Raw genomic sequence first — 22,099 nt, 5'->3', positions numbered from 1 at the left:
GTAGACAGGGCACGGTAGGCTGCTTGTATCCCCCGCGAGAATCAATTTGTCCTGAGGTATCATCAAATAGTCACCATGGATTTTCTGCGCCAATTCGGGCGGCTGCTGGCCGCGTCGCAACTGCTCCCCGCGCTGGAAAGCGGTGAGGAGACGCTGGTCGGCGGGCAGGCGGTGCTGGAGGGCGTGATGATGCGCTCGCCGCATGCCTGGGGCATTGCCGTGCGCAAGCCGTCGGGGGAGATCGCGTCGCATTCGGAGGCGATCGACCGGCCGTCGGAGAAGCGTCCGTGGCTGGGTTGGCCGTTCCTCCGCGGGCTGGCGACGCTGGGACAGGCCATGTCGCTGGGCTTCCGCGCCCTGCGCTTCTCGGCCAATGTGGCGCTGGACGAGGTCCCGCGCGAAGAACATCAGAAGAAGATCGAGTTCAGCGGGTGGCTGGCGGCGGTCAATATCGTGATCTCGGTGGGATTCTTCATCTTCTTCTACAAGTTCGTGCCGCTGGTGGCGGCCACGGAGCTGAAGACCCGGATCGCGGCGCTGAACAACAACATCCTCTTCAACCTGGCGGACGGCGTCATCCGCATGCTGCTGTTCCTGCTGTTCATCTGGGGGATCTCGCTGTGGAAGGACATCCGGCGGGTGTACCAGTACCACGGCGCCGAGCACAAGACGGTCTTCGCCTTCGAGGCCAAAGACGCGCTGGGCATGGACTCCGTGCAGAAATACTCGACCTTCCACCCGCGTTGCGGGACCAGCTTCCTGATGACGGTGATGCTGATCTCGATCGGGATCTATGCCCTGGTGCCGTACACGACGTTCTGGGCGCGGTTCGGGGCGCGCATCGCGCTGCTGCCGGTGATCGCGGCAGTGTCCTACGAGATCATCCGCTTCGCCGCCAAGCGACGCTCGTCGCTGTTCGCGCTGATGACGCTGCCGGGGTTGTGGATGCAGCGCATCACGACCCAGCCGCCGTCGAACGACCAGGTCGAGTGCGCCATCCACGCGCTGAACCAGGCCATGGAACTGGAGAAGCAACGCGGCGGCGAACTGGTGATTGCCTAGCGGGGCTCCCCGCGAACCCTGCCTTTCCCTCTCTACCAGCTACAATCAGAGAAAAGCCTGCCCAGCGCCAGTCTGGCAACTGACAACTGGCAACCGACACCGTGTTCGAGAAACTCGACCAAATCGAAGCCAAATACGAGGAGCTGACGCAGGCACTGGCCTCGCCGCAGGTGGTGACCGACTCGTCGAAATACCAGAAGACCGCCAAGGCGCACAGCGAGATCGCGCCCGTGGTCGAGAAGTACCGCGAGTTCAAGGACCTGAGGAAAGGCATCGCCGAGAGCAAGCAGCTCGTCGCCGATGAGAGCGACGCGGAAATGCGCGCCTACGCGGCGGAGGAATTGGAGCGGCTGGAGGAGCGCTTTGCCGCTGTCGAGCAAGAGCTGAAGACGCTGCTGATCCCCAAGGACCCGAACGACGAGAAAAACGTCATCCTGGAGATCCGCGCCGGGACAGGCGGCGACGAAGCCACGCTGTTCGCGGCGGAGATGTTCCGCATGTACTCGCGCTACGCCGAGACCCAGCGCTGGAAAGTGGACGTGCTGAACACCTCGGAGTCGGGCGTGGGCGGGCTGAAAGAGATCATCGCCTCCATCGAAGGCGACCGCGTCTATTCACGGCTGAAGTACGAGTCGGGCGTCCACCGGGTGCAGCGTGTGCCTAAGACCGAGCAGCAGGGACGCGTCCATACCTCCGCGGTGACCGTAGCGGTGCTTCCTGAAGCCGAGGATGTAGACATCAAGATCGAGGCCAAGGACATCCGCATCGATACGTTCTGCTCGTCGGGCCCCGGCGGACAGTCGGTGAATACGACTTATTCCGCCGTCCGCATCACGCATCTGCCGACCAACACGGTGGTCTCCTGCCAGGACGAGAAATCGCAGATCAAGAACCGCGAGAAGGCGATGCGCGTGCTGCGGACCCGGCTGTACGAGATGGAACTGGAGAAGCAGCAGGCAGCGTTAGCCAGAGAACGGAAGTCGCAGGTGGGCTCGGGGGACCGCAGCGAGAAGATCCGCACCTACAACTTCCCGCAGAACCGCGTCACCGACCATCGCATCGGGCTGACCATCCATCAATTGAGCGACATCATGGACGGCAAGCTCCAGCCGTTCATTGACGCGTTGGTCACGCACTACAACGCGGAGAAGCTCAAGGACGACACGATCGGAGTGGCGTAATCCGCGATTGACGATTTGTGATTCGTGATTTGTGATTGGCGAAGGCCTATTCGCGAAATCACCGATCGAAGATCAAAAGTGCGACTCGGCGACGCCCTCTAATTCGCGATCCAATCCCTCACCGATGACCAGGTCCCCCTCGCCGCGCATGAACGCCGAGGTGCTGACGATGTTAGTGCTGGGCGTGGACGGGGCCTACCTCTATGCACATCCGGAGCGGGAACTCACCGGGGAAGAACAAGCGCGCTACGACGAAGCGCTGCGCGAGCGCGCTACAATGCTCCCGTGCTCGTCCGGTGCATGATCGCCGTCCTGGTTCTGAGTGCGGGCATGGCTGGGCAGTCTCCCCCGTGTCCCGCCGATCGTCCGGTCGACGAGATTATCGCCGAACTGAACAAGCAGAAATCCAAGAAGAGCTCCCGCAATAAGAACCCGCTCCCGCAGACCATTTGCATCTGGGGGTGGTGCCGCGAAGCCGCAAGAACGCCCCCAACCGTTCCGCAGCCCGCTCCACGTGCGGAAACGCCCGGCGCCGGTAAAGTCACCTCGAGCAAGCCTCCAGTGGACAAATGCGATGAAGCGATGGAGATGGCGCTGGATGCCGCCCACAACGTCGAAGTCGGCGATTTTTCCTTCGAAGAAAAGAACTACCGCGGCGCGTTGCTCCGCTACGAGGACGCGGTGGAGCAAAAACCCGGAGATCCCGCCATCCATGTCCGGTTGGGGCGTGTCTTCGAAAAATTGAACAAGCTCGCGCAGGCGATGGAACACTACAAGGCGGCGGAGAAACTCGCCGGTCCCGAGCGGTGGGCCGAGGAAGCTCGCGGAGCCGTGGCGCGGCTAGGGCCCCAGCTCCCGGCCAGCCAGTGATGCGCTTAGGGGAAGCACTGCGCGCCGCGTTCGAGTATCTCGACGAGCGGCGTATCGGCTCTCCGCGCATGAACGCCGAGGTGCTGCTGATGTTCGTGCTGGGCGTGGACCGAGCCTACCTCTATGCCCATCCGGAGCGTGAACTCAGCGCGGAAGAACAGGCGCGCTATGACGAAGCGCTGCGTGAGCGCGCTACCGGAAAGCCCGCGCAGTACATCACCGGGCACCAGGAGTTCTGGGGATTGGACCTCATCGTGACGCCCGCGGTTCTGATTCCCCGCCCCGAGACCGAGCACGTCATCGAGACCGTCGTGGAACTCGCGCGCACGTTTCCTGCAAAGAATATTTTGGACGTCGGTACCGGCTCAGGCTGCATCGCACTGGCGCTGGCCAGGGAATTGCCGAAGGCGGAGATCACCGCGACCGACATCTCGGCCGAAGCGCTCGAAGTGGCGCGGGCCAACGCGGCGCGACTGCAACTCGAGTCTCGCCTGACTTTTCGCCAGGCCGACTTGCTTGAGGGAGTTCCACCTGGGACTTTCGATTATGTCGTCTCCAATCCGCCGTACGTGTCCGAAGAGGAGCGCGACAAGGTGCAGCGCGAAGTGCGGAAATTCGAGCCTACAGCGGCGGTCTTTGGCGGCCCGCACGGACTCGACATCTACCGCCGACTGATCCCGCAGGCGAAGGAAGCTTTGAAGCCCGGCGGCTGGTTGGTGATGGAGATCGGGTTCTCGCAGGAGGAGCAAATACGGGAACTGCTCGCGCGATGGGCCGAAGTCCGTGTCACAGCGGACCTGCAAGGGATTCCGCGGGTGGCGGCGGGAAGAAAGGCGATCTCAGATTGAGGACTTCAGATCGCTGATTGCAGATATCACGGCAGCGAGTGCAGAATCTTCGATCTGAACTCTGCAATCTGAGTTCTGAGATCATCAGGAGGCAAACCGCAGTGCCAAACCTAGAGGTCCTCACCGTTCCCGGGCTTTACAACTCCGGGCCGGAGCACTGGCAGAGCCACTGGGAGCGGCAGGATGCGCGCTTCCGTCGCGTGCACCAGAAGGACTGGGAGACGCCAAGAGCGGAGGACTGGATCGCGGAGCTCGACCGGGCGGTGGTGGCCAGCGGGCCGGACGTATTGCTCGCGGGTCACAGCCTGGCGTGCTGCACGATCGCGTTATGGGCGCGCACGTACAAACGTAGGGTAGGAGGAGCGCTGCTGGTTGCGCCAAGCGATACCGAATCGCCGTCGTACCCGCCCGTGACGCACGGATTCGCCCCCATGCCGCTCGATGCGATCGCCTTCCCCACCCTCGTGGTGGCAAGTTCGAATGACCCGTACGTCTCCATCGAGAGGGCGAAGCAGTTCGCGGACGCGTGGGGGAGCCGGTATGTGTGCATCGGTGATGCCGGGCACATCAACAGTGATGCCGGGTACGGCCCGTGGCCCGAAGGGCTGCAATTGCTTCGGTCACTGCGCCGCGGCAGACGCCATGTTCGCGCCCGTTGAGCTGGCTGGCACCCGGCGCTTCCATCCGGGACGAGAGACAAATCGGCGGGACTCGCGTCCCGCCGAATCCGTCTGCGGCCTGACCTCCTCTCTGCGCTTCTGTTAGTTGCTGCCGTTGAAGCCCAATAACGGCAACGGTCGAAACACGGCGCGATCGCTGACCACAAAATTCAATAACGAACACGAAGCGATGGAGACGACGTTTGCCACCACGGGACGAAACTCCGCTTCCCCTACCAACAACCACATCAAAATGACGTTGCCCGCGATGGACACGATCCCCGTCGTGGCGTTGAACTTCAACAGGCGCATGACTTCGGCCCAGGGGCTGTGGCTGCGCCGATCGCTCCAGGTGTAGCGCTCGTGCCAGAGGAAGTTGTGCACGACCGCAGCCTCCACCGCGAGTGCCGTCGCGACCACATAGTTCACCCCCGCATGGGTGAGCGCCGCCAGGCTCGCGAGCTGCACCGCGATGCCCAGCGCCCCGACCAGGTAGAACCTGCACGCCCGCCTTACGGTCGTGACCCCGCTCACCCCAGCCTCTCTTCCCGGTAGAGCCGCTTGGCGTGCTGGATGGTTGAGACAACCATGATCCCCAGCATCGCCGCTGTGGCTATTGCGCCGCCCACATCGAACAGCCGGACCTCGAATCCGAACAGGTGCGCCCATGGCCGGTACATCAGCGCGATATTGCCGACGCAGAGGGCGATGCGGATCTCGGTCGGCCCGAACTTCCCATACGAGAGCTTGAACTGCCCCAACGTGTAGGTCGTTAGGTAGACCTCGACCGAGAGCATCAGGAACGCGACCAGCATGGCCAGCGCGACCGCCCAGTGAAGGTAGCCGGAGAGGGCCAGACCGCCCATCAGGAAAGCGGCGCCGAAGGTGTCGATCACGTGGTCCACGTAGAAGCCGTAGCGCGGACGCTGCTGGTTGCGCACGCGAGCCAGAGTGCCGTCCAGGCTGTCGCCGAGCCAGTTCAGGGCGATGAAAAAATTGGTCGCGATCAGCCAGCGCGGGCTGAAGCGCGCCAGCGCATACGTCGCGCCCGCCAGAAACTGGGCCACGAAGCCCAGCGCGGTCAGATGGTCAGAGTTGATGCGGGCGGGCATGTGCGCGGCCATCCACACGAGGGCCCGCTTCTCGACGCGCGCCGTGATAGCCTCATGCATCCGGTCGGCGGTCTTGAAGCCCAGCTCCTTGCGATCGGAGTCGCTGAGCTGTGCCGCCGCCGCGCCGCCCAGGTCGCTGTACTCGAAGTACAGATTTCGTGCGGGCATATCGTCACCTCGCCCGCACTATGGCGCGCCTCGCCTGGTACCTCAATGCACCGCGACTCAATCGTGGGTGGGACGTACCTCAACGAGTAAGTGCCGTATTATCAGCAACATACTCTTTGTGGTAACCCGGAGTTATGTTCCAGGAGGGACAAATGCAATCGGGAGCCAAGTGGCTCCCAGTGCTGTGGAGATCGCCCCCGTCTACATCTCGGTCTTGAGTGGCTGGATCTCGTCGACGTCCACCCAGTTGGTCGGGTACTTGCCGGTGTAGCAGGCGGTGCAGTAGGTAGTCTTCTCGCCGTCGCCGCAGGCCTGCTTCATGCCATCGAGCGACAGGTACGCGAGCGAGTCGGCGCCGATGTAGTCGCGGATCTCCTCGATGCTCTTGTTGGCGGCGATGAGCTGCTTCTTGCTGGGGGTGTCCACGCCGTAGAAGCACGGCGAGATGGTCGGGGGGCAGGAGATGCGCATGTGCACTTCGGTGGCGCCGGCATTGCGTAGCATGCGCACCAGCTTGCGGCTGGTGGTGCCGCGCACGATGGAATCGTCGATCAGCACCACGCGCTTGCCGTTCAGGATGGCCTTCACCGGGTTCAGCTTGAGGCGCACCCCGAAGTCGCGCACACGCTGTTCCGGCTCGATGAAGGTGCGGCCGACGTAGTGGTTGCGGATCAGGCCGAAGCGGAAGGGGATGCCGCTCTCCGCGGAGTAGCCCATGGCGGCGGTGACGCCGGAGTCAGGCACGGGCACGACGATGTCGGCATCCGCCGGCGCCTCGCGCGCGAGTTGCCGGCCCAGCGCTTCGCGGCTCTCCTGTACCGGGCGCTCGAAGACGACCGAATCCGGGCGGGAGAAGTAGACGTGCTCGAAGATGCACGACGACTGCGGCATCTGGGGCGAGTAGAAGCGCGAGTACATGCCCTCGGGGCCGACCACGACCATCTCGCCCGGCTTGACGTCGCGCTCAAAGGTGGCGCCGATCAGGTCGAAGGCGTTGGTCTCGGAGGCGAACACGATAGTGTCGTCGCGCTGGCCGCCGGGGTTGCGGATGCGTCCCATGGAGAGCGGGCGGAAGCCTCGGGGATCGCGCACCGCGAAGACGCGGTCGCGGGTCATGATGACCAGTGAGAATGCGCCCTCGATGCGGCGCAGCGAGTCGGCGATCGCTTCCGGCAGAGTCTCTTCCTTGGACTGCGCGATCAGGTGGACGATGACCTCGGTATCGCTGGTGGTCTGGAAGATGGAGCCCTGCTTTTCCAGTTTGGAGCGAACCTCGTGGGCGTTGACCAAATTGCCGTTGTGGGCCAGGGCGATGAGTCCCTTGTTGCAGTCCACCATGATGGGCTGCGCGTTCTGCAACGCCGAATCGCCGGTGGTGGAATAGCGGGTGTGGCCGATGGCGCTGGAACCCTTGAGCTTCTCCAGCACGGGCTCGGTGAAGATGTCGGCCACCAGGCCCATGGCCTTGTGCTGGTGCATGGTAACGCCGTCCGACGACACGATGCCCGCCGACTCCTGGCCGCGGTGCTGCAGCGCGTGCAGTCCGAGGTAGGCGAGCGTGGACGCTTCGGGGTTCGCATACACGGCCACGACCCCGCACTCTTCACGCAGCTTGTCGAATGGCACGATCATCGCCCTCGCGTTATGCCGATACACTCACCTGCTCGGCCAAGGTTGTCGGCTCTGGAACCGGTTCACCATGCGCTTTCAGGCTTTCGATATGGAGCTCGATCGCCTCGCGGATCAATTTCTTCACTTGCCTCATCGTCTTTCCAACGGCAACGCAGCCGGGAAGGTCCGGGACATAAGCCCCGAAGCCGGTCTTTCCTTTTTCGAAGATGACCGTGTAGTTCATTTTTTCAATCCGGCTTGCTTAAGGATGCTGTTCAATGTTCCTTTCGGCACCTCATCACCAGGATGACCCGCTACAGTGACCGTCCCGCTTTTCGTAGAATGCCGAAACTGCCGGTGGCTGCCGCTCGTCCTCTCGTGATACCACCCATTGTCTTCCAGGTTGCGGATGACATCACGAACCTTCACCCCTAGCTCCGGTCGAGCCCCGACGGCACCAGTTCATCCACGGTCTCTACGTGCAGGGCACGCTCCAGCGCGTGCTCCCAAACGCCCTTCAGTTCCGACACGGCCGCCGACACGACTGGCCGGCCGTTGACGAACATTTCAAACTTTTCTGGTACGGTTTGCCCGATGGAATCCACTGCTACGCCGTATTTTAGCGCTACTTGTTGGATTCGCCCCAAGCTAATTGCGTCGCAAGATGTGAGAATGCGGCTGGCGTCTTCACCAAAAATGGTGCATTCGGGGGGCAAATTGTCGTCCTTAAGCTCCACCCTGACGCCGATGCCGTTGGGGAAGCCGGACTCGGCCAGAGCCACCGCCAGACCGCCCTCGGAGCAGTCGTGGGCCGATTCGACCAGCTCCAGACCGATCAATTCGATGATGCACTTCTGCACCGCGGCTTCCTTCTCCAACTCCAGCGACGGCGGGAAGCCCCAGACCGCGCCCAGCACTTCCTTGGCGTATTCGGAGGACCCCAGCTCGACCTCGGCATCGGTGGCGTCGCCGGGCTCAGAGCCGTGCAGAAGGAGCAGCGCGCGACCGGGTCCGCGAAACTCGTAGCTGGCGGCCTTATCGAGGTTTTCGATGATGCCCACCACGCCCACGGTCGGGGTGGGGTAGATGCCCTCGCCCAGGGTCTCGTTATAGAAGCTGACGTTGCCACCGGTGATGGGCGTCTCCAGCTCCTCGCAGGCGCGGGTCAAGCCGTCGATGACCTGGGAGAACTGCCACATGATGGCGGGCTTCTCGGGATTGCCGAAGTTCAGGCAGTTGGTGGCTGCGACGGGCGTGGCGCCGGTACAGGCGACGTTGCGCGCGGCCTCGGCGACGGCGTGCTCGGCCCCCAGCTTGGGATCAAGCCAGCACCAGCGTCCGTTGCCGTCGAGCGCCATAGCCAGGCCGCGGTTCGTGCCCTTCACGCGTACCACACCGGCTTCGCGTCCGGGGCCTTCGACGGTGTTGGTCTGGACCATGGAGTCGTACTGCTCGTGCACCCAGCGCTTGGAGCAGATGTTGGCCGAGCCGAGCAGACGTTTGAAGTCTTCAGTCAGGTCGTTCTTAACTCCCAGCTGGATGTGGTCAGGCTTTTCGCGCGCGATGCTGGGCTCGAAGCGCTCCATGGGGCGCTTGTACAGAGGCGCGTCGTCGGTGAGTGCTTCGTTGGGAATCTCGGCGACGACCTTGCCGTGCTGGAGGACGCGCATCTTGCTCTCGTGGATGACGCGGCCGATGACCACCGCATCCAAGCCCCACTTGGCGAAAACGCGCAGGACCTCTTCTTCGCGGCCTTTTTCCGCGACCAGCAGCATGCGCTCCTGCGACTCGCTGAGCATGATCTCGTAGGGGGTCATGGCGGTCTCGCGCTGGGGGACGTTGTCGAGCTCGATCTCCAGGCCCACGCCGCCGCGGCCACCCATCTCGCAGGTGGAGCACGTCAGGCCGGCAGCGCCCATGTCCTGGATGCCGACGACCGCGCCGGTCTGCATGGCTTCGAGGCAGGCTTCGAGCAGGAGCTTTTCCAGGAATGGGTCACCGACCTGCACGTTGGGGCGCTTGGCCTCCGACTCCTCGCTGAACTCCTCGCTGGCCATGGTGGCGCCGTGGATTCCATCGCGCCCGGTCTTGGCGCCGACGTAGATGACCGGGTTGCCCTCGCCGGCGGCGCGCGCGTAGAAGATTTGGTCGCGGCGCACGATGCCCAGAGCGAAGGCGTTCACCAGGGGGTTCTGCGAGTAGCAGGGCTCGAACTTGGTCTCGCCGCCCAGGTTGGGCACGCCGAAACAGTTGCCGTAGCTGGCGATGCCGCTGACCACGCCCTCAAGAATGGAATGGTTGCGGTGGATGGTCTGCTGGTCTGGTTCTCCGTTCCTCTGAGTAATCGGCCCGAAGCGCAGCGAGTCCATGACCGCGATGGGCCGCGCGCCCATGGTGAAGATGTCGCGCAGGATGCCGCCCACGCCGGTCGCTGCCCCCTGGAAGGGCTCGATGAACGAAGGATGGTTGTGGCTCTCGATCTTGAAGGCGCAGGCCCAGCCGTCACCGATGTCGATGATGCCGGCATTCTCGCCAGGCCCCTGCACCACGCGGCGGGAGCGCGTCGGCAGGCGCTTGAGGTGCACGCGCGACGACTTGTAGGAGCAGTGCTCGCTCCACATCACGCTGAAGATCCCGAGCTCGGTCATGGAGGGCTCGCGCCCCAGCCACTTCAGGATCTTCTTGTACTCATCCGAGGTGATGCCGTGCTCTCGGACGACGTCGGGAGTGATAGCGGTCTTATCTGACATGGGGGAATTTCCATTTTCGCACACAAGGCGCGGATTTTGCGGGTGGCGATGCAACGCTGGGAGACGTGTGGCGAAGCCCCGCCCTCAGTTCACGGTTTCGGCGCCGGGCTGCTCTTCCACCCAGGTCGCGCCGCATTCGTCGCAGCGCCATTCGCGCTTGTGGGAGGCCACGGTAGCCTCACCGGCGACGAACACGCCGACCCAGGGCCTCCAGTGCTTCCCATCGTGGTAGTGCAGGTCCATGGAGCCGCAGGTCGGACAGAGGGGCTGATCGAGGAGGTCGTCGAGGTCCTCGTCTTCCGCGGCGCCGGTCAGGATCTCGGTGGCGGTCTCGGCGTCGTCTTCGCTGACCTGGAGGTGCACGTCGTCGAATGCCTTGGCGCGGAGGCTGTCCAAGCCGGGGGATCCGTTGAGGACGGCGGGCGGGCGCGCTCCCTCCCCTTGCGCCGGGGTGCTGAGGACGCAGTGGATCCCGGCAGCGTCGAGCTTGCCCTTGGCGAGCAGGGCGTCGGAGAGCTCGCGGTAGGTGGCGATGGTGACCAGGTGCTGTGCCACGTGGCATTGATAGAGGGCGGCGCGGCGGAAGTCAAGGAGGTAGGCGGCGGGTTCTTGCTGCGTCCTGCATCGTGCCTCCTGACTCCTTTACACTGTGGGCGATGAAATCCGTCATCGTCGGCACCGCGGGGCACATCGATCACGGGAAAACCGCGCTGGTCAAAGCGCTGACCGGCATCGACGCCGACCGCCTCGAGGAGGAAAAGCGGCGAGGCATCACCATCGATATCGGCTTCGCGCACCTGGAACTGCCGGCGCCGGGCGGCGTCACGCTGAAGATCGGCTTCGTGGATGTGCCCGGGCACGAGCGCTTCGTGCGCAACATGCTGGCCGGGGTAGGCGGGATCGACGTGGTGATGCTGGTCATCTCCGCCGATGAGGGCATCAAGCCGCAGACACGCGAACACTTCGACATCTGCCGCCTGCTCCAGGTGCGGCGCGGCCTGACGGTCCTGACCAAGTCCGACCTCGTACCGAGCGACACCCTGGACGTGGTGCGACTGGAGGTGGAGGAGTTTCTGCGCGGATCGTTCCTCGACGGTGCGCCCATCGTGCCGGTCAGTTCGATCACGGGCGCGGGGCTGGATGAGCTGAAACACGAGTTGGCGAAGATCGCCGCCGAGGTGCCGGCCAAGGACTCGACCGCACTCTTTCGCCTTCCCATCGACCGCGTATTCACGATGAAGGGCTTTGGCACGGTGGTGACGGGCACCCTGATATCGGGGTCGGTCAAGAAAGAAGAAGACGTTGAGGTCTTTCCCGCGTCGCGGCGGGTGCGGGTGCGCGGAGTGCAGGTGCACGGACATAGCGAAGAAAAAGCCATCGCCGGTCAGAGGACCGCGCTGAACCTGGCCGGAGTTTCGACGGAGGAGCTGGCGCGAGGGATGATGCTGGCTGCGCCGGGCGTCTTTCGCACCACGAAGCGTGTGGACGTGTCGCTTTCGATCCTGCCGTCGGCTAAGGCGCTCAAAGACCGCGCGCGCGTACATTTCCACTCGTACACGGCCGAAACCATCGCCGAGGTTGTCTTGTACGGAGAAAAGCAGATTGCGCCTGGCAAGGAGAGCTTCGCGCAACTGCGGACCGACGAGCCGCTGCTGCTGCTTCCCGGCGATCGCTTCATCCTACGGCAGTTCTCCCCGGTGGTAACAATCGGCGGAGGAGTCGTCGTGGACCCGGCGCCACTTCCCCCATCGAAGGAAGAGAAGAAGCGGGATGCCCATTCCATTGTCGGGCGCATACAAGCGCTGACACGCAGCCCTGAGGAGCAACTGATCATGCGGATCGCGAGGCGGGACACGCGGGGGCTTCCGATGGGTGATGCGATCGCGGAAACCGGCTGGACCCGCGGCCAAATCGAAGAAATTGTCGCCAGCCGCCTGGTTACCCCTGAACATTCCCGCCGCGATGCCGCCTCCAAGGCGAGAGAAGGAGTTGCCACGGGGCTCGAAGCGCTTCGCGTCATCCGGTTGGGAGGCTTGTTCGTCGCAGAAACCGCGTTCGATTCGGTAGCCAAGATCATCGTCCGCCTCATGAAGGCATTCCACGAAGCGAATCCGCTCGTCGCCGGCCTGAGCAAGCAGGAGTTGCGGGAGAGGCTCGACATCGGCCCCGAACTCTTCGAGGGCGTTCTGGATGCTCTCGTGCACGAAAAGGAGATCGAGGTAGCGGGCGAACAACTACGCTTGGCGGGCCGGTCCGTGGTCATGAAGGACGAAGAGGCCGAGGCCAAGCAGATCATCGAGCAGGCCTTCGCGTCGGCCGGGCTGAAGGTACCGCTGCTGAAGGATGTGCTCGCAGGGGTCAAGGTGGACAAGGCGCGCGCGCAGAAGATCGTCACCCTGCTGTTGCGCGACAAGGTGCTGGTAAAGATCTCGGAAGACCTGGTCTTCCATCACACGGCGCTGGAGCAGTTGAAGCGCGACGTGGCGCAGTACAAGGCTAAGTCGCCGAAGATCGATGTCGGGCAATTCAAAGAGATGATCGGCCTGACGCGCAAGTACGCCGTGCCGCTGCTGGAGTGGCTGGACCGCGAGCGGGTGACGCGGAGAGTAGGAGACGAGAGGATCATCCTCTAGGCAGAGTCTCACGAAAGACAAGTCAGATCGAAGAAGTAAGATCGCAGAAGTGTGAGCACTTCTGCAATCTTCGTTCTGCATTCTTCGTTGGTTCTTAGATCTTTTCCGGAGCCGTCTCGAATTCCAGCCCAAGTCCGTCGGTGATGCGATTGGTGAGGTTGGCGAGCGCGACCTCGGCAACCAGATCCACGATCTCCACGTCCGAGAAAACTTTCTTGAGCGCATCGGCTTCGGCCGACGCGCTGTTGGTGGGACCCTTGGTCATCTTTTCCGCATAACGCAGCGCCGCCTGTTGCTCGGCGGAAAACTTCGAGTAGTCGCCTTTCTTGAGCAGCTGCCAGTCTTCTGGGGTCAGCCCGGCTCGCTTCGACGAAGCGAGATGGTGCTGGAGTCAATACTGGCAGCCATTGATGATCGAGACGCGGATGTACACCATCTCGAACAGCCGGCGTTCGAGCGAGCGTCCCACGCTGCCGTAGAAATTGAGGAAGGCATCGAGCAGCTTGGGCTGATGCGCCAGCGCCTTCTGGATGTTGCCTGGTTTCCCCTTGAGCTTCTCGTCGTAGATCTTCCTGACGTCCGGGGACGCATTCTGCGGTTCGATGTAGCCGACGCGAGCCATCTCACCTCCTCTGCGGCCCCGTATAATACACGGATTCCATGCTGCGCATACGACCTGCTGGGCAAGCCGACATCCCGCTGATCCTCGAGTTCATCCGCGACCTGGCCACGTACGAGCGCGCCCCGGAACAGGCGGTCGCACGTCCGGAAGATTTGCGACGCGACGGATGGGGGCCGGAGCCCAAGTTCCGCGTCGTGATCGCAGAGTGGGACAACAGACCCGCCGGGTTCGCGCTCTTCTTCTACAACTACTCGACATGGCAGGGGCGTCCGGGGCTGTACCTCGAGGACCTGTTCGTGCGGCCGGAGTTCCGCGGCAAGGGCATCGGCAAGTCGTTGCTGGTGCACCTGGCGCAGATCGCGGTGCGGGAGAATTGCGGGCGCTTCGTCTGGCAGGTGCTCGATTGGAACCAGCCGGCCTTCGATTTCTACGAGGCGCTCGGGGCTAAGAAGCTGACGGAGTGGATCACCATGCGGATCGAGGGCGAGGCGCTGGAGCGGCTGGCAAAGACTTCTGCGGCCGCGAATCCACGCGGGTGACGGCTGAGTACTTTGTTCGATGGCGACAAAAGTCAAAATCATCGGGGCGGGATTGGCGGGGACGGAAGCTGCGTGGCAACTGGCGCGGCGCGGTGTCGCGGTCCAACTCTACGAGATGCGGCCGCTGCGGACGACGCCCGCGCACCAGACCGCCGATTTCGCCGAGCTGGTCTGCTCCAATTCCCTCAAGTCCGACAGCGAGAACACAGCTCCCTGGCTGCTGAAGGAAGAGATGCGGCGGGTCGGATCGCTGCTGATGGAGATAGCGGGCCAATCCGCCGTTCCGGCAGGCCATGCGCTGGCGGTGGACCGGGCGGAATTCGCGCGCCTGGTCACCGAAGCCATCTCGCGGGAGCCGCTGATCACCGTGCGGCGAGAGGAAGTCACTCACGTGGACGAGCAGAACGATCTGACCATTCTCGCGACTGGGCCGCTAACGTCGGACGCGCTGACGGCGGAGGTCGCACGTCTCTCCGGCACCGGACAGCTTTTCTTCTTCGATTCGATCAGCCCGATCGTCGAGGCCGACTCCATCGACCGCTCCAAGGTTTACATGGCGGCGCGCTACGACAAGGGCACCGCCGACTACATCAATTGCCCGTTCACCCGGGAAGAGTACGACCGTTTTTACGATGCGCTGGTGGCGGCCGAGTCGGTCGAGGCCAAGGAGTGGGAGAAGCTGAATTACTTCGAGGGCTGCCTGCCCATCGAGGAGATCGCGCGGCGCGGACGCGACACACTGCGCTTCGGACCCATGAAGCCGGTCGGGCTGAAGGACCCGCGCACGGGCAAACGGCCGTATGCGGTGGTGCAGCTGCGACAGGAGAACCTGCGCAACGACTCGTACAACATCGTTGGCTTCCAGAACCACATGAAATGGGGCGACCAGGCGCGCGTGCTGCGGCTCATTCCCGGGCTGGAGAACGCGAAGGTCCTGCGCTTCGGCCAGATCCACCGCAACACCTACATCAACGCGCCCACGCTGCTCACCGAGACGCTACAGATGAAGCAGCACCCGCGCGTCCTGTTCGCGGGACAAATCTCGGGAGTTGAGGGTTACGTGGAGTCGATCGCGACCGGGATGCTGGCTGGGGCATACGCGGCGGCAATCGTAGCAGGGAGTGAGCCCGTCGCCGTCCCGCGAGAGACGGCACTGGGCTCGCTGACGCACTACATCACGCACGCGGATGCGAAGGATTTCCAACCCGCCAACATCACCTTCGACCTGCTGCCTGCAGTCGACGAGGAAACCCGACGCCGTGTGCGAGACAAGAAGCTTCGGCACAAGATGGTGTGCGACGAAGCGCTGCTGAAACTCGAAAGCTGGCTGACGGCTGCCGACCGACGGCTGACGACTATCGCGCCCGGTTCTTGATCCAGATGGGCGTGCCGACGAAGCCGAAGGCGCGGCGGATCTGGTTCTCCAGGAAGCGCTCGTAGGAGAAGTGCAGCTTCACCGGGCGGTCGGTGAAGAGGATGAAGGTGGGCGGGGCGACCGCGGCTTGCGTCAGGTAGTAGATCCTGACCCGTTTCGAAGCGGGCACGGAGGCGCGCTCGAAGTCCACCGTCTTCAGGAAGCGGTTCATCTCGCCGGTGGGGATGCGCTTGCGGCGCTCTTTCGCGACCTCTTCCACGATCTCGAAGAGCTTGTCCACGTTCTTACCCTTCACCGCGGAGATGAACACCATCGGCGCATAGCTGAGGAACTTCAATTGGTCGCGGGCGTTCTGCTCGAAAACCGCACGGTCCGCGGGCTTCTTGCCGTCGGCGTGATACCCGGTGACCAAATCCCACTTGTTGATGACGATGATCACGGAGCGGCCGCTCTCGTGGGCGTAGCCGGCGATGGTGGCGTCGATCGCGGTGACTCCCTCGGTCGCATCGATAAGCATGATGGCGACGTCGGCCGCCTCGAGGTGCTTGCGCGCCATGACGACCGAGAGCTTCTCCGCCATGAGTTTTGTCTTGCCTTTGCGCCGGATACCAGCAGTGTCGATGAAGCGGTAAGTCTTGCCGTCACGCTCAACGAGCTCGTCCACCGCGTCGCGCGTGGTGCCCGGGATGGGCGAGACGATGGCGCGCGAGGTCCCGGTGAGCTGGTTCAGTAGCGTGCTCTTGCCCACATTCGGCCGCCCGATGATGGCGACCTTGATCTCGTGAGGTTTCGCTGTCTCGGTTTCTTCTTCCTCTGCGCTCTCTGCGGTCAAGTCTTCTTTCGGCAGCACCTCGAACACGGCATCCAGCAGCTCCGGGATGCCGCGCCCGCTTTCGGCCGCAAGGGGGAAGACGTTCTCGATCCCGATCTGGCGGAAGTTCTCGGCCTCGGCCTCCTGCTTGTCGGAATCCACCTTGTTCACGGCCAGGAAGAGCGGCTTGCCCATACGCATGAGGAGGCGCGAGAGCTCGAAGTCGGGCGCGGCCAGTTCGGTGCGCGCATCCACCACCATGACGATCGCATCGGCCTCCTCCAGCGCCACGCGCGCCTGGCGAAAGATCTCAACCGGGATGTGCTCCTTGTCCTCTGGGATGATGCCGCCGGTGTCGACGACGCGCACGTGCCGCCCGCCCCACTCGAGCTGCCCGTAGAGGCGGTCGCGGGTGATACCGGGCTCGTCGCCCACAATGGCGCGCCGCCGCCCGATCAGGCGGTTGAAGAGCGTGGACTTGCCCACGTTCGGCCGTCCGACGATGGCGATGGTCGCCTGCCCCGTTTTCAGTACTGTTGTGCCCAAGACGTGTGATTCCGAAGAATCGTAGCTATTATAAGGAACGCAGTGACCCCTACCTCTCAGCCCGCGACTTCGACACACAGCTCACTCTATGCCTTCTTCGGGCCGGGCGGGGTGCTGTCGCGGACGCATCCGGCGTACGAGTTCCGCCGCGGACAGCTCCAGATGGCGGAAGCGGTCGACCAGGCGCTCGCCGACAAGCGTCACCTGATCGTCGAAGCGGGTACCGGAACCGGCAAAACTCTGGCCTACCTGCTGCCGGTGCTGCGCTCGGGCAAGCGGGTCATCATCTCCACGGGTACCAAAACGCTGCAAGAGCAGCTCTTCTACAAAGACGTTCCCTTTCTGGAGCGTGCCCTGTATCCCAACGGCGAAAGCAAGCTAAGGGTCTGTTACATGAAGGGCCGCAACAACTATCTCTGCCGGCAGAAGGTGTACGACCTGAAGACCGCGCCGATTTTGAACGGGCTGGACGAGGTCGAGCACTTCCGCATCATCGAGGAGTGGGAGAAGTCGACTGAGAACGGCGACCGCGCCGAGCTGGTGTCGATCCCCGAGTCGAGCCAGCTCTGGCACAAGCTGGACGCGCGCGCCGACGCCTGCACCGGGCAGAAATGTCAGCAATGGGACCGTTGCTTCATCACCGAGATGCGGCGGCGGGCGCAGGAGTCGGACATCGTCATCGTCAACCACCACCTGTTCTTTGCCGACCTGGCCATCAAGCAGGCGTCGGATGGCGCGCCGGATGCGGGTGTGCTGCCGGAGTTCGCGGCGGTCATCTTCGACGAGGCACATGAACTCGAGGACGTGGCCTCGATCTACTTCGGCGTCTCGGTCTCGGACCTGCGCTTCGACGAGCTGGTGCGCGATCTGGAACGCACCCTACGCCCAAAAGGCGTGCTCAACGCAAGCGTACAAGGCGCCGCGGGCAGTCTGCGCGAGCGGGCGCAGTTCTTCTTCGCCCTTATCCCGCCGGGCGAGGGACGCTTCGCCTTCGAGAACCGCCGCGAGTTCCTGGAAGAGAACGGCGACGAGTATATGGGCCTGATGAACGCCATCGGGAGGCTCGCCAGCGAACTGCAGGCGATCCGGGAAAAACCGGAAGAGGTCCACACCTTCATCCGCCGCTGCGAAGAGCTGAAGGTGCAACTCGGCTTCGTGATGGAGGCCGAGAACCGCAACACGGTGTTCTGGATCGAACGGCGCGGGGAGAAGCGGCGCGGGCGCTCGTCGCAGCACGTGTTCCTGCAAGCCACTCCCATCGACGTCTCGGCGATCCTGAAGCAAGCGCTGTTCGACGGCGTCGAGACTGCGGTGCTGACCTCGGCGACGCTGGCCGTCTCCGGCGGTTACGAGTACATCCGCCAGCGGCTGGGGGTGGAGCACGCGCGCGAGCTGCTCGTACCTTCGCACTTCGATTATGCGAACCAGGCCATCCTCTACGTGCCGCCCAGCCTGCCCGACCCGCGCACGCCTGAGTTCACTCGCCGCGCGGCAGAGACCATCCGCCGGCTGCTGGAGATCACGCGCGGCCGGGCCTTCTGCCTGTTCACCAGCTACAACCAGATGCACGAGATCTTCAACCGTCTGGAGGGCGAGCTGGAATACCCCATGCTGCTGCAGGGCTCGGCGCCGAAGAACGCGCTTCTGGAGGAGTTTCGCCTGACGCCCAATGCGGTGCTGTTCGCGACGGCGTCGTTCTGGCAGGGGGTGGACGTGCAGGGCGAGCAGCTCAGTTGCGTCATTATCGACCGCCTGCCCTTCGCGGTGCCGACCGACCCTGTGGTTGCGGCGCGCGTCAAAGCCATCGACGAGGAAGGTGGCAACGCTTTCTTTCAGTACCAGGTGCCCTCGGCGGTCATCACACTGAAGCAGGGCTTCGGGCGGCTGATCCGCTCGCTGCAAGACCGCGGCCTGCTGTGTCTGCTCGACAATCGCATCCTGAAGAAGCAATACGGGCGGGTGTTCCTGGAAAGCCTCCCGCCGTACCGGCAAGCCACCGACATCGCGGATGTAGAAGCCTTCTTCGGCATTCGGTAGCTGCGGAGCCGCGTTTTTCCTGCCCCTCGCGCTACAATGGGTGTTTCCCGTCCTGCCCACCGTCCTCGCTGTAGGCCCTGGCGGCTGATGGCTGACGGCTGAAAGTTATGTTCCAAGTCACCGTCGAAGACACATTCGCCGCAGGACACTACTTGCGCAATTACAAGGGCAAGTGCGAGAACCCGCACGGCCACAACTACAAGGTCCGGGTCACACTCGAAGGGCAGGACCTCGACAAAGCCGGCCTGCTGGTCGACTTCAAGGACTTGAAGGACGTGATGAAGCACGTCATCGACCGCCTCGACCACCAGATGATCAACGACATCGAGCCCTTTACCAAGTTGAATCCGTCGGCAGAAAACATCGCAAAATACTTTTACCAAGAGACCAACGCGAAACTGAAGAAGACCACGAACGGGCGCGTGCACGTGAAGGACGTCAAGGTGTACGAGACGGATACGACCACGGCAACATACTTCGAATGATCGCCGACATCGCGGCGATTTGACCGTGCAGATCACCGAAATCTACAAGTCGATCCAGGGCGAATCGAGCTGCGCGGGGCTGCCGTGCGTCTTTGTGCGCCTGACCGCGTGCAACCTGCGCTGCACCTGGTGCGATTCGGAATTTACCTTCACCGGCGGAAAGAAGATGACCGCAGAGGAGGCCGAGTCGGAGGTGCGGCGGCTCGCGCCCGACGGCGGCCTAGTCGAGATCACCGGCGGCGAGCCCATGCTGCAGGAGAAGGAAGTGGTCCCCTTCATGCAGCGATTGCTCGACCTCGGGTACCGGGTGCTGCTGGAGACCAACGGCGAGCGTCCCCTGGCCGGCGTGCCTGCAGGTGTGCTGAAGATCATGGACGTGAAATGCCCGGGCTCGGGCGAGGGCGCCTCGTTCCGCATTGAAAACCTGGATGCGCTGATGCCGCGCGATGAGGTGAAGTTCGTGGTTGCCGACCGGCGCGACTACGAGTTTGCGCGCGACTTCACGCGCCAGCACGGCCTCACCGGGCGCGTGGCGAACGTGATCTTCTCGCCGGCCTTTAAGAAAGAAGCCTCGGACGCGCGCGACGCCTCGCACTGCCTGCTGGACCCGCAGGAGCTGGCGCAGTGGATCCTGGCGGACCAGCTCGACGTCCGGCTCGGGATCCAGATCCACAAGTTCATCTGGCAGCCCGAGACCAGGGGAGTGTAGCGATTGGCGATTGCCGGGTTGATTCAGTGACGATTGGTCCGATGAGTGAATGAACTGATTTTTCTGGGGCAGCAGTTCAGCTTGCTTCGACATCTTAATAGGTAAGCACAGGAAATGACGCAGAAGGCAGGCGGACGCCGCCGTGCGGTGGTCCTGATGAGCGGAGGCATGGACTCATGCGTCTGCGCCGCGCTGGCGGCTCGCGACTACGACGTGGCGGCAGTGCACGTGAGCTACGGCCAGAGGACGGAGGAGCGCGAGCGTTGCGCGTTCGAGGGAATCTGCGACAGGCTCCGCATCCGCGAGCGGCTGGTGGTGCGGAACGAAGCGTTGCGCGCCATCGGGGGCTCGGCCCTGACCGACCATCGGATTGCGGTCCCCGAAACCGGAGCGCCGATCGGGCATCAGATCCCGGTCACCTACGTGCCCTTTCGCAACGCGCACTTCCTTGCGGTCGCGGTGAGCTGGGCCGAGGTGCTGGGCGCCGAGAAGGTATTCATCGGCGCCGTGGAGCAGGACAGCTCGGGCTATCCGGATTGCCGTCCCGAGTACTATCGCGCCTACAACGATGTGGTGCGGGCCGGGACCAAGGAGGGCAAGATCTATATCGTGGCGCCGCTGATCGGCATGCGCAAGGCGCAGATCGTGCGCCTCGGTCTGGAACTGGGCGCGCCCTTCGATTTAACATGGAGTTGTTACAGCCGCGAGGACGTCGCCTGCGGAGTCTGCGACAGTTGCATCCTGCGCCTGCGGGCCTTTGAGGCCGCCGGCCATCCGGATCCCGTCGCGTACGCCAGCGGCCGCAATACTACGAAACATTCATAGCCCGGGAGGGATGACATACATGACAAAACGCATACTTATTGTGCTGCTGGCAACGCTCGTGGCCCTGGCTGCGGCACCAGCGTTCGCGCAAGGGAACACCGGTACCGTCAAAGGCAAGGCGCTGGACGAGAAGGGCAATCTGATCGTCGGCGCGACCGTCCGCCTTACCAGTGCCGACGGGAAGAAGACAGAGGGCAAGACGGACAAGCAAGGCGAATTCGTGAAGACCGGCGTCCCGGCCGGGCAATACAAGGTCGAAATGTTGATCGGACGCACTCTCCGGTGGTCGGTTCAGGGATTCGTGGTCACCGCCGACCAGGATAACCCATTGACCATAGACATGGCGGCCGCCGTTGCCGTCTCGAAGATGAGCGCCGAGCAGATAAAGAAGATGGACGAGGAGGCGGAGGCCCAGCGAAAGAAGCAGGAGGCCGAGCACGCCAAGATCAAGAATCTTAATGTCATGCTAGCCCAGGCCACGCAGATGGAGACCACCGGCGATTACGACGGCGCCATCGGCATCTTCGAGGACGCGGTCAAGATCGATCCGACGAGAGACCTGCTCTGGGCAAACCTCGGAGGGGCGTATCTTGGCAAGTTGAACAAGACATCTGACAAAACGCAGGCAACCCAGCTGGCGACGAAGTCCATGGAAGCCTTCCAGAAGGCCATCAGCATCAAGCCCACCGAGGCGGGCTATCACAACAATCTTGGCCAGGCATACGCGCGTGCCGGGAAGTCCGAAGACGCGCTGAAGGAGTTCACGCAGGCGGCTAAGGCCGATCCGATTGGCGCGGCCCGCTACTGCTTCAATGCCGGTGCCATTCTGACGAATGAAGCCATGAAGGCCGCGCCCGGAACCGACGAACAGCGCAAGAAGCTGGGAGAAGCGAACGAGATGTTTCGCAAGTCCATCGCCGCGGACCCGAAGTACAACGACGGCGAGGCATACTACCAACTCGGCACCAACCTGCTGAATCAGGTCACTCTTGGCAAGGACGGCGCAATGATCTTCCCCGAGGGCACGGCCGAGGCCTTCCAGAATTACCTCGCGACAGCGCCCACGGGGCGTTACGCAGAGATCGCCAAGCAGAACTTGACGGCGCTTGGGTCCAAGGTCGAGACCACTTACAAGAAGAGAAGCGAAAAAAAGAAATAGCCGGATCGAACGTGTAACGCGGGCGGCTTTGGCCGCCCGTTTCGCTTTGCTCCGGCGACTGGCGACCGCCGAGTGCCGGCTGTTATCCTTCCCCGCG

The 22,099-nt window shown here is 63.2% G+C and carries 24 protein-coding genes; 14 read left to right on the top strand and 10 right to left on the bottom strand.

What is annotated here, in order from left to right:
- Nucleotides 1-75: 75 nt before the first annotated feature.
- The 6 genes from LAN37_13060 to LAN37_13035 all read left to right on the top strand — a co-directional run bounded on the left by LAN37_13060 (nucleotide 76) and on the right by LAN37_13035 (nucleotide 4,620).
- Nucleotides 76-1,062, top strand: a complete 987-nt coding sequence (locus tag LAN37_13060; GenBank protein MBZ5648139.1) for a DUF1385 domain-containing protein — start codon at nucleotides 76-78, stop codon at nucleotides 1,060-1,062.
- A 101-nt stretch (nucleotides 1,063-1,163) separates the two neighbouring features.
- Nucleotides 1,164-2,243 (top strand): peptide chain release factor 1, encoded by a 1,080-nt coding sequence (gene prfA, locus LAN37_13055; protein MBZ5648138.1) that lies wholly within the window; start codon nucleotides 1,164-1,166, stop codon nucleotides 2,241-2,243.
- Nucleotides 2,244-2,367: 124 nt separating this feature from the next.
- The gene (locus tag LAN37_13050) at nucleotides 2,368-2,547 is read left to right on the top strand and encodes a hypothetical protein (GenBank protein ID MBZ5648137.1); all 180 of its coding nucleotides are present in this window, start codon (nucleotides 2,368-2,370) and stop codon (nucleotides 2,545-2,547) included.
- A gap of 26 nt (nucleotides 2,548-2,573) precedes the next feature.
- The gene (locus LAN37_13045) at nucleotides 2,574-3,113 is read left to right on the top strand and encodes a tetratricopeptide repeat protein (GenBank protein ID MBZ5648136.1); all 540 of its coding nucleotides are present in this window, start codon (nucleotides 2,574-2,576) and stop codon (nucleotides 3,111-3,113) included.
- Nucleotides 3,113-3,961: a peptide chain release factor N(5)-glutamine methyltransferase gene (prmC, locus tag LAN37_13040; protein MBZ5648135.1), complete on the top strand. Its 849-nt coding sequence runs from the start codon at nucleotides 3,113-3,115 to the stop codon at nucleotides 3,959-3,961. Before LAN37_13045 ends, prmC begins: the two co-directional genes overlap by 1 nt.
- An 80-nt stretch (nucleotides 3,962-4,041) precedes the next feature.
- Nucleotides 4,042-4,620 (top strand): alpha/beta hydrolase, encoded by a 579-nt coding sequence (locus LAN37_13035; GenBank protein MBZ5648134.1) that lies wholly within the window; start codon nucleotides 4,042-4,044, stop codon nucleotides 4,618-4,620.
- Between the two features lie 102 nt (nucleotides 4,621-4,722).
- On the opposite strand, the gene LAN37_13030 is transcribed toward LAN37_13035, so the two are convergent.
- The 7 genes from LAN37_13030 to LAN37_13000 form a co-directional block, all read right to left on the bottom strand.
- Nucleotides 4,723-5,154: a GtrA family protein gene (locus LAN37_13030; protein MBZ5648133.1), complete on the bottom strand. Its 432-nt coding sequence runs from the start codon at nucleotides 5,152-5,154 to the stop codon at nucleotides 4,723-4,725.
- Nucleotides 5,151-5,900 (bottom strand): CDP-alcohol phosphatidyltransferase family protein, encoded by a 750-nt coding sequence (locus LAN37_13025; protein MBZ5648132.1) that lies wholly within the window; start codon nucleotides 5,898-5,900, stop codon nucleotides 5,151-5,153. The genes LAN37_13030 and LAN37_13025 overlap by 4 nt, the downstream gene beginning before the upstream one ends.
- 201 nt (nucleotides 5,901-6,101) lie before the next feature.
- On the bottom strand, nucleotides 6,102-7,532 hold the full coding sequence (gene purF / locus LAN37_13020; protein MBZ5648131.1) for an amidophosphoribosyltransferase: 1,431 nt from the start codon (nucleotides 7,530-7,532) through the stop codon (nucleotides 6,102-6,104).
- 10 nt (nucleotides 7,533-7,542) lie between these two features.
- Complete coding sequence (locus LAN37_13015; protein MBZ5648130.1) at nucleotides 7,543-7,755, bottom strand: type II toxin-antitoxin system HicB family antitoxin; 213 nt, start codon at nucleotides 7,753-7,755, stop codon at nucleotides 7,543-7,545.
- Nucleotides 7,752-7,940 (bottom strand): type II toxin-antitoxin system HicA family toxin, encoded by a 189-nt coding sequence (locus LAN37_13010; GenBank protein ID MBZ5648129.1) that lies wholly within the window; start codon nucleotides 7,938-7,940, stop codon nucleotides 7,752-7,754. Before LAN37_13010 ends, LAN37_13015 begins: the two co-directional genes overlap by 4 nt.
- A gap of 2 nt (nucleotides 7,941-7,942) precedes the next feature.
- Nucleotides 7,943-10,261, bottom strand: a complete 2,319-nt coding sequence (gene purL / locus LAN37_13005) for a phosphoribosylformylglycinamidine synthase subunit PurL (protein MBZ5648128.1) — start codon at nucleotides 10,259-10,261, stop codon at nucleotides 7,943-7,945.
- Between the two features lie 84 nt (nucleotides 10,262-10,345).
- Nucleotides 10,346-10,816: a hypothetical protein gene (locus LAN37_13000; protein ID MBZ5648127.1), complete on the bottom strand. Its 471-nt coding sequence runs from the start codon at nucleotides 10,814-10,816 to the stop codon at nucleotides 10,346-10,348.
- A 101-nt stretch (nucleotides 10,817-10,917) separates the two neighbouring features.
- On the opposite strand from LAN37_13000, the gene selB reads away from it, so the two are divergent.
- A complete protein-coding gene (gene selB / locus LAN37_12995) occupies nucleotides 10,918-12,894 on the top strand; it encodes a selenocysteine-specific translation elongation factor (GenBank protein ID MBZ5648126.1) in 1,977 nt (658 codons plus the stop codon).
- Between the two features lie 94 nt (nucleotides 12,895-12,988).
- Here the strand turns inward: selB and LAN37_12990 are convergent, their stop codons facing one another.
- Together LAN37_12990 and LAN37_12985 are read right to left on the bottom strand one after the other, a co-directional pair.
- On the bottom strand, nucleotides 12,989-13,159 hold the full coding sequence (locus LAN37_12990) for a hypothetical protein (GenBank protein ID MBZ5648125.1): 171 nt from the start codon (nucleotides 13,157-13,159) through the stop codon (nucleotides 12,989-12,991).
- A 126-nt stretch (nucleotides 13,160-13,285) separates the two neighbouring features.
- A complete protein-coding gene (locus LAN37_12985) occupies nucleotides 13,286-13,516 on the bottom strand; it encodes a carboxymuconolactone decarboxylase family protein (protein MBZ5648124.1) in 231 nt (76 codons plus the stop codon).
- Between the two features lie 38 nt (nucleotides 13,517-13,554).
- On the opposite strand from LAN37_12985, the gene LAN37_12980 reads away from it, so the two are divergent.
- Together LAN37_12980 and trmFO are read left to right on the top strand one after the other, a co-directional pair.
- Nucleotides 13,555-14,055 carry a GNAT family N-acetyltransferase gene (locus tag LAN37_12980; protein ID MBZ5648123.1) on the top strand — a complete coding sequence of 167 codons (501 nt, stop codon included), beginning with the start codon at nucleotides 13,555-13,557 and terminating at the stop codon, nucleotides 14,053-14,055.
- A 19-nt stretch (nucleotides 14,056-14,074) separates the two neighbouring features.
- Nucleotides 14,075-15,430: a methylenetetrahydrofolate--tRNA-(uracil(54)-C(5))-methyltransferase (FADH(2)-oxidizing) TrmFO gene (gene trmFO, locus LAN37_12975; protein MBZ5648122.1), complete on the top strand. Its 1,356-nt coding sequence runs from the start codon at nucleotides 14,075-14,077 to the stop codon at nucleotides 15,428-15,430.
- Here the strand turns inward: trmFO and der are convergent.
- Nucleotides 15,411-16,865 carry a ribosome biogenesis GTPase Der gene (gene der / locus LAN37_12970; protein ID MBZ5648121.1) on the bottom strand — a complete coding sequence of 485 codons (1,455 nt, stop codon included), beginning with the start codon at nucleotides 16,863-16,865 and terminating at the stop codon, nucleotides 15,411-15,413. The genes trmFO and der overlap by 20 nt on opposite strands.
- Before the next feature lie 84 nt (nucleotides 16,866-16,949).
- Between der and LAN37_12965 the strand changes: the two genes are divergently transcribed.
- From LAN37_12965 to LAN37_12945, 5 genes are all read left to right on the top strand, one after another.
- Nucleotides 16,950-18,824 carry an ATP-dependent DNA helicase gene (locus tag LAN37_12965; protein ID MBZ5648120.1) on the top strand — a complete coding sequence of 625 codons (1,875 nt, stop codon included), beginning with the start codon at nucleotides 16,950-16,952 and terminating at the stop codon, nucleotides 18,822-18,824.
- A 107-nt stretch (nucleotides 18,825-18,931) separates the two neighbouring features.
- A complete protein-coding gene (gene queD / locus LAN37_12960) occupies nucleotides 18,932-19,309 on the top strand; it encodes a 6-carboxytetrahydropterin synthase QueD (protein ID MBZ5648119.1) in 378 nt (125 codons plus the stop codon).
- A 25-nt stretch (nucleotides 19,310-19,334) separates the two neighbouring features.
- The gene (locus LAN37_12955; protein ID MBZ5648118.1) at nucleotides 19,335-20,018 is read left to right on the top strand and encodes a radical SAM protein; all 684 of its coding nucleotides are present in this window, start codon (nucleotides 19,335-19,337) and stop codon (nucleotides 20,016-20,018) included.
- A 114-nt stretch (nucleotides 20,019-20,132) separates the two neighbouring features.
- Entirely contained in the window at nucleotides 20,133-20,843 is a 711-nt protein-coding gene (gene queC, locus LAN37_12950; GenBank protein MBZ5648117.1) for a 7-cyano-7-deazaguanine synthase QueC, read from the top strand.
- Nucleotides 20,844-20,862: 19 nt separating this feature from the next.
- Nucleotides 20,863-22,002, top strand: a complete 1,140-nt coding sequence (locus LAN37_12945) for a tetratricopeptide repeat protein (protein MBZ5648116.1) — start codon at nucleotides 20,863-20,865, stop codon at nucleotides 22,000-22,002.
- Nucleotides 22,003-22,099: the final 97 nt, after the last annotated feature.

It is taken from the genome of Terriglobia bacterium, assembly GCA_020073495.1.
Taxonomy (GTDB): Bacteria; Acidobacteriota; Terriglobia; order Terriglobales; family Acidobacteriaceae; genus JAIQFD01.
This window is presented reverse-complemented; position numbering and strand designations above follow the sequence as displayed.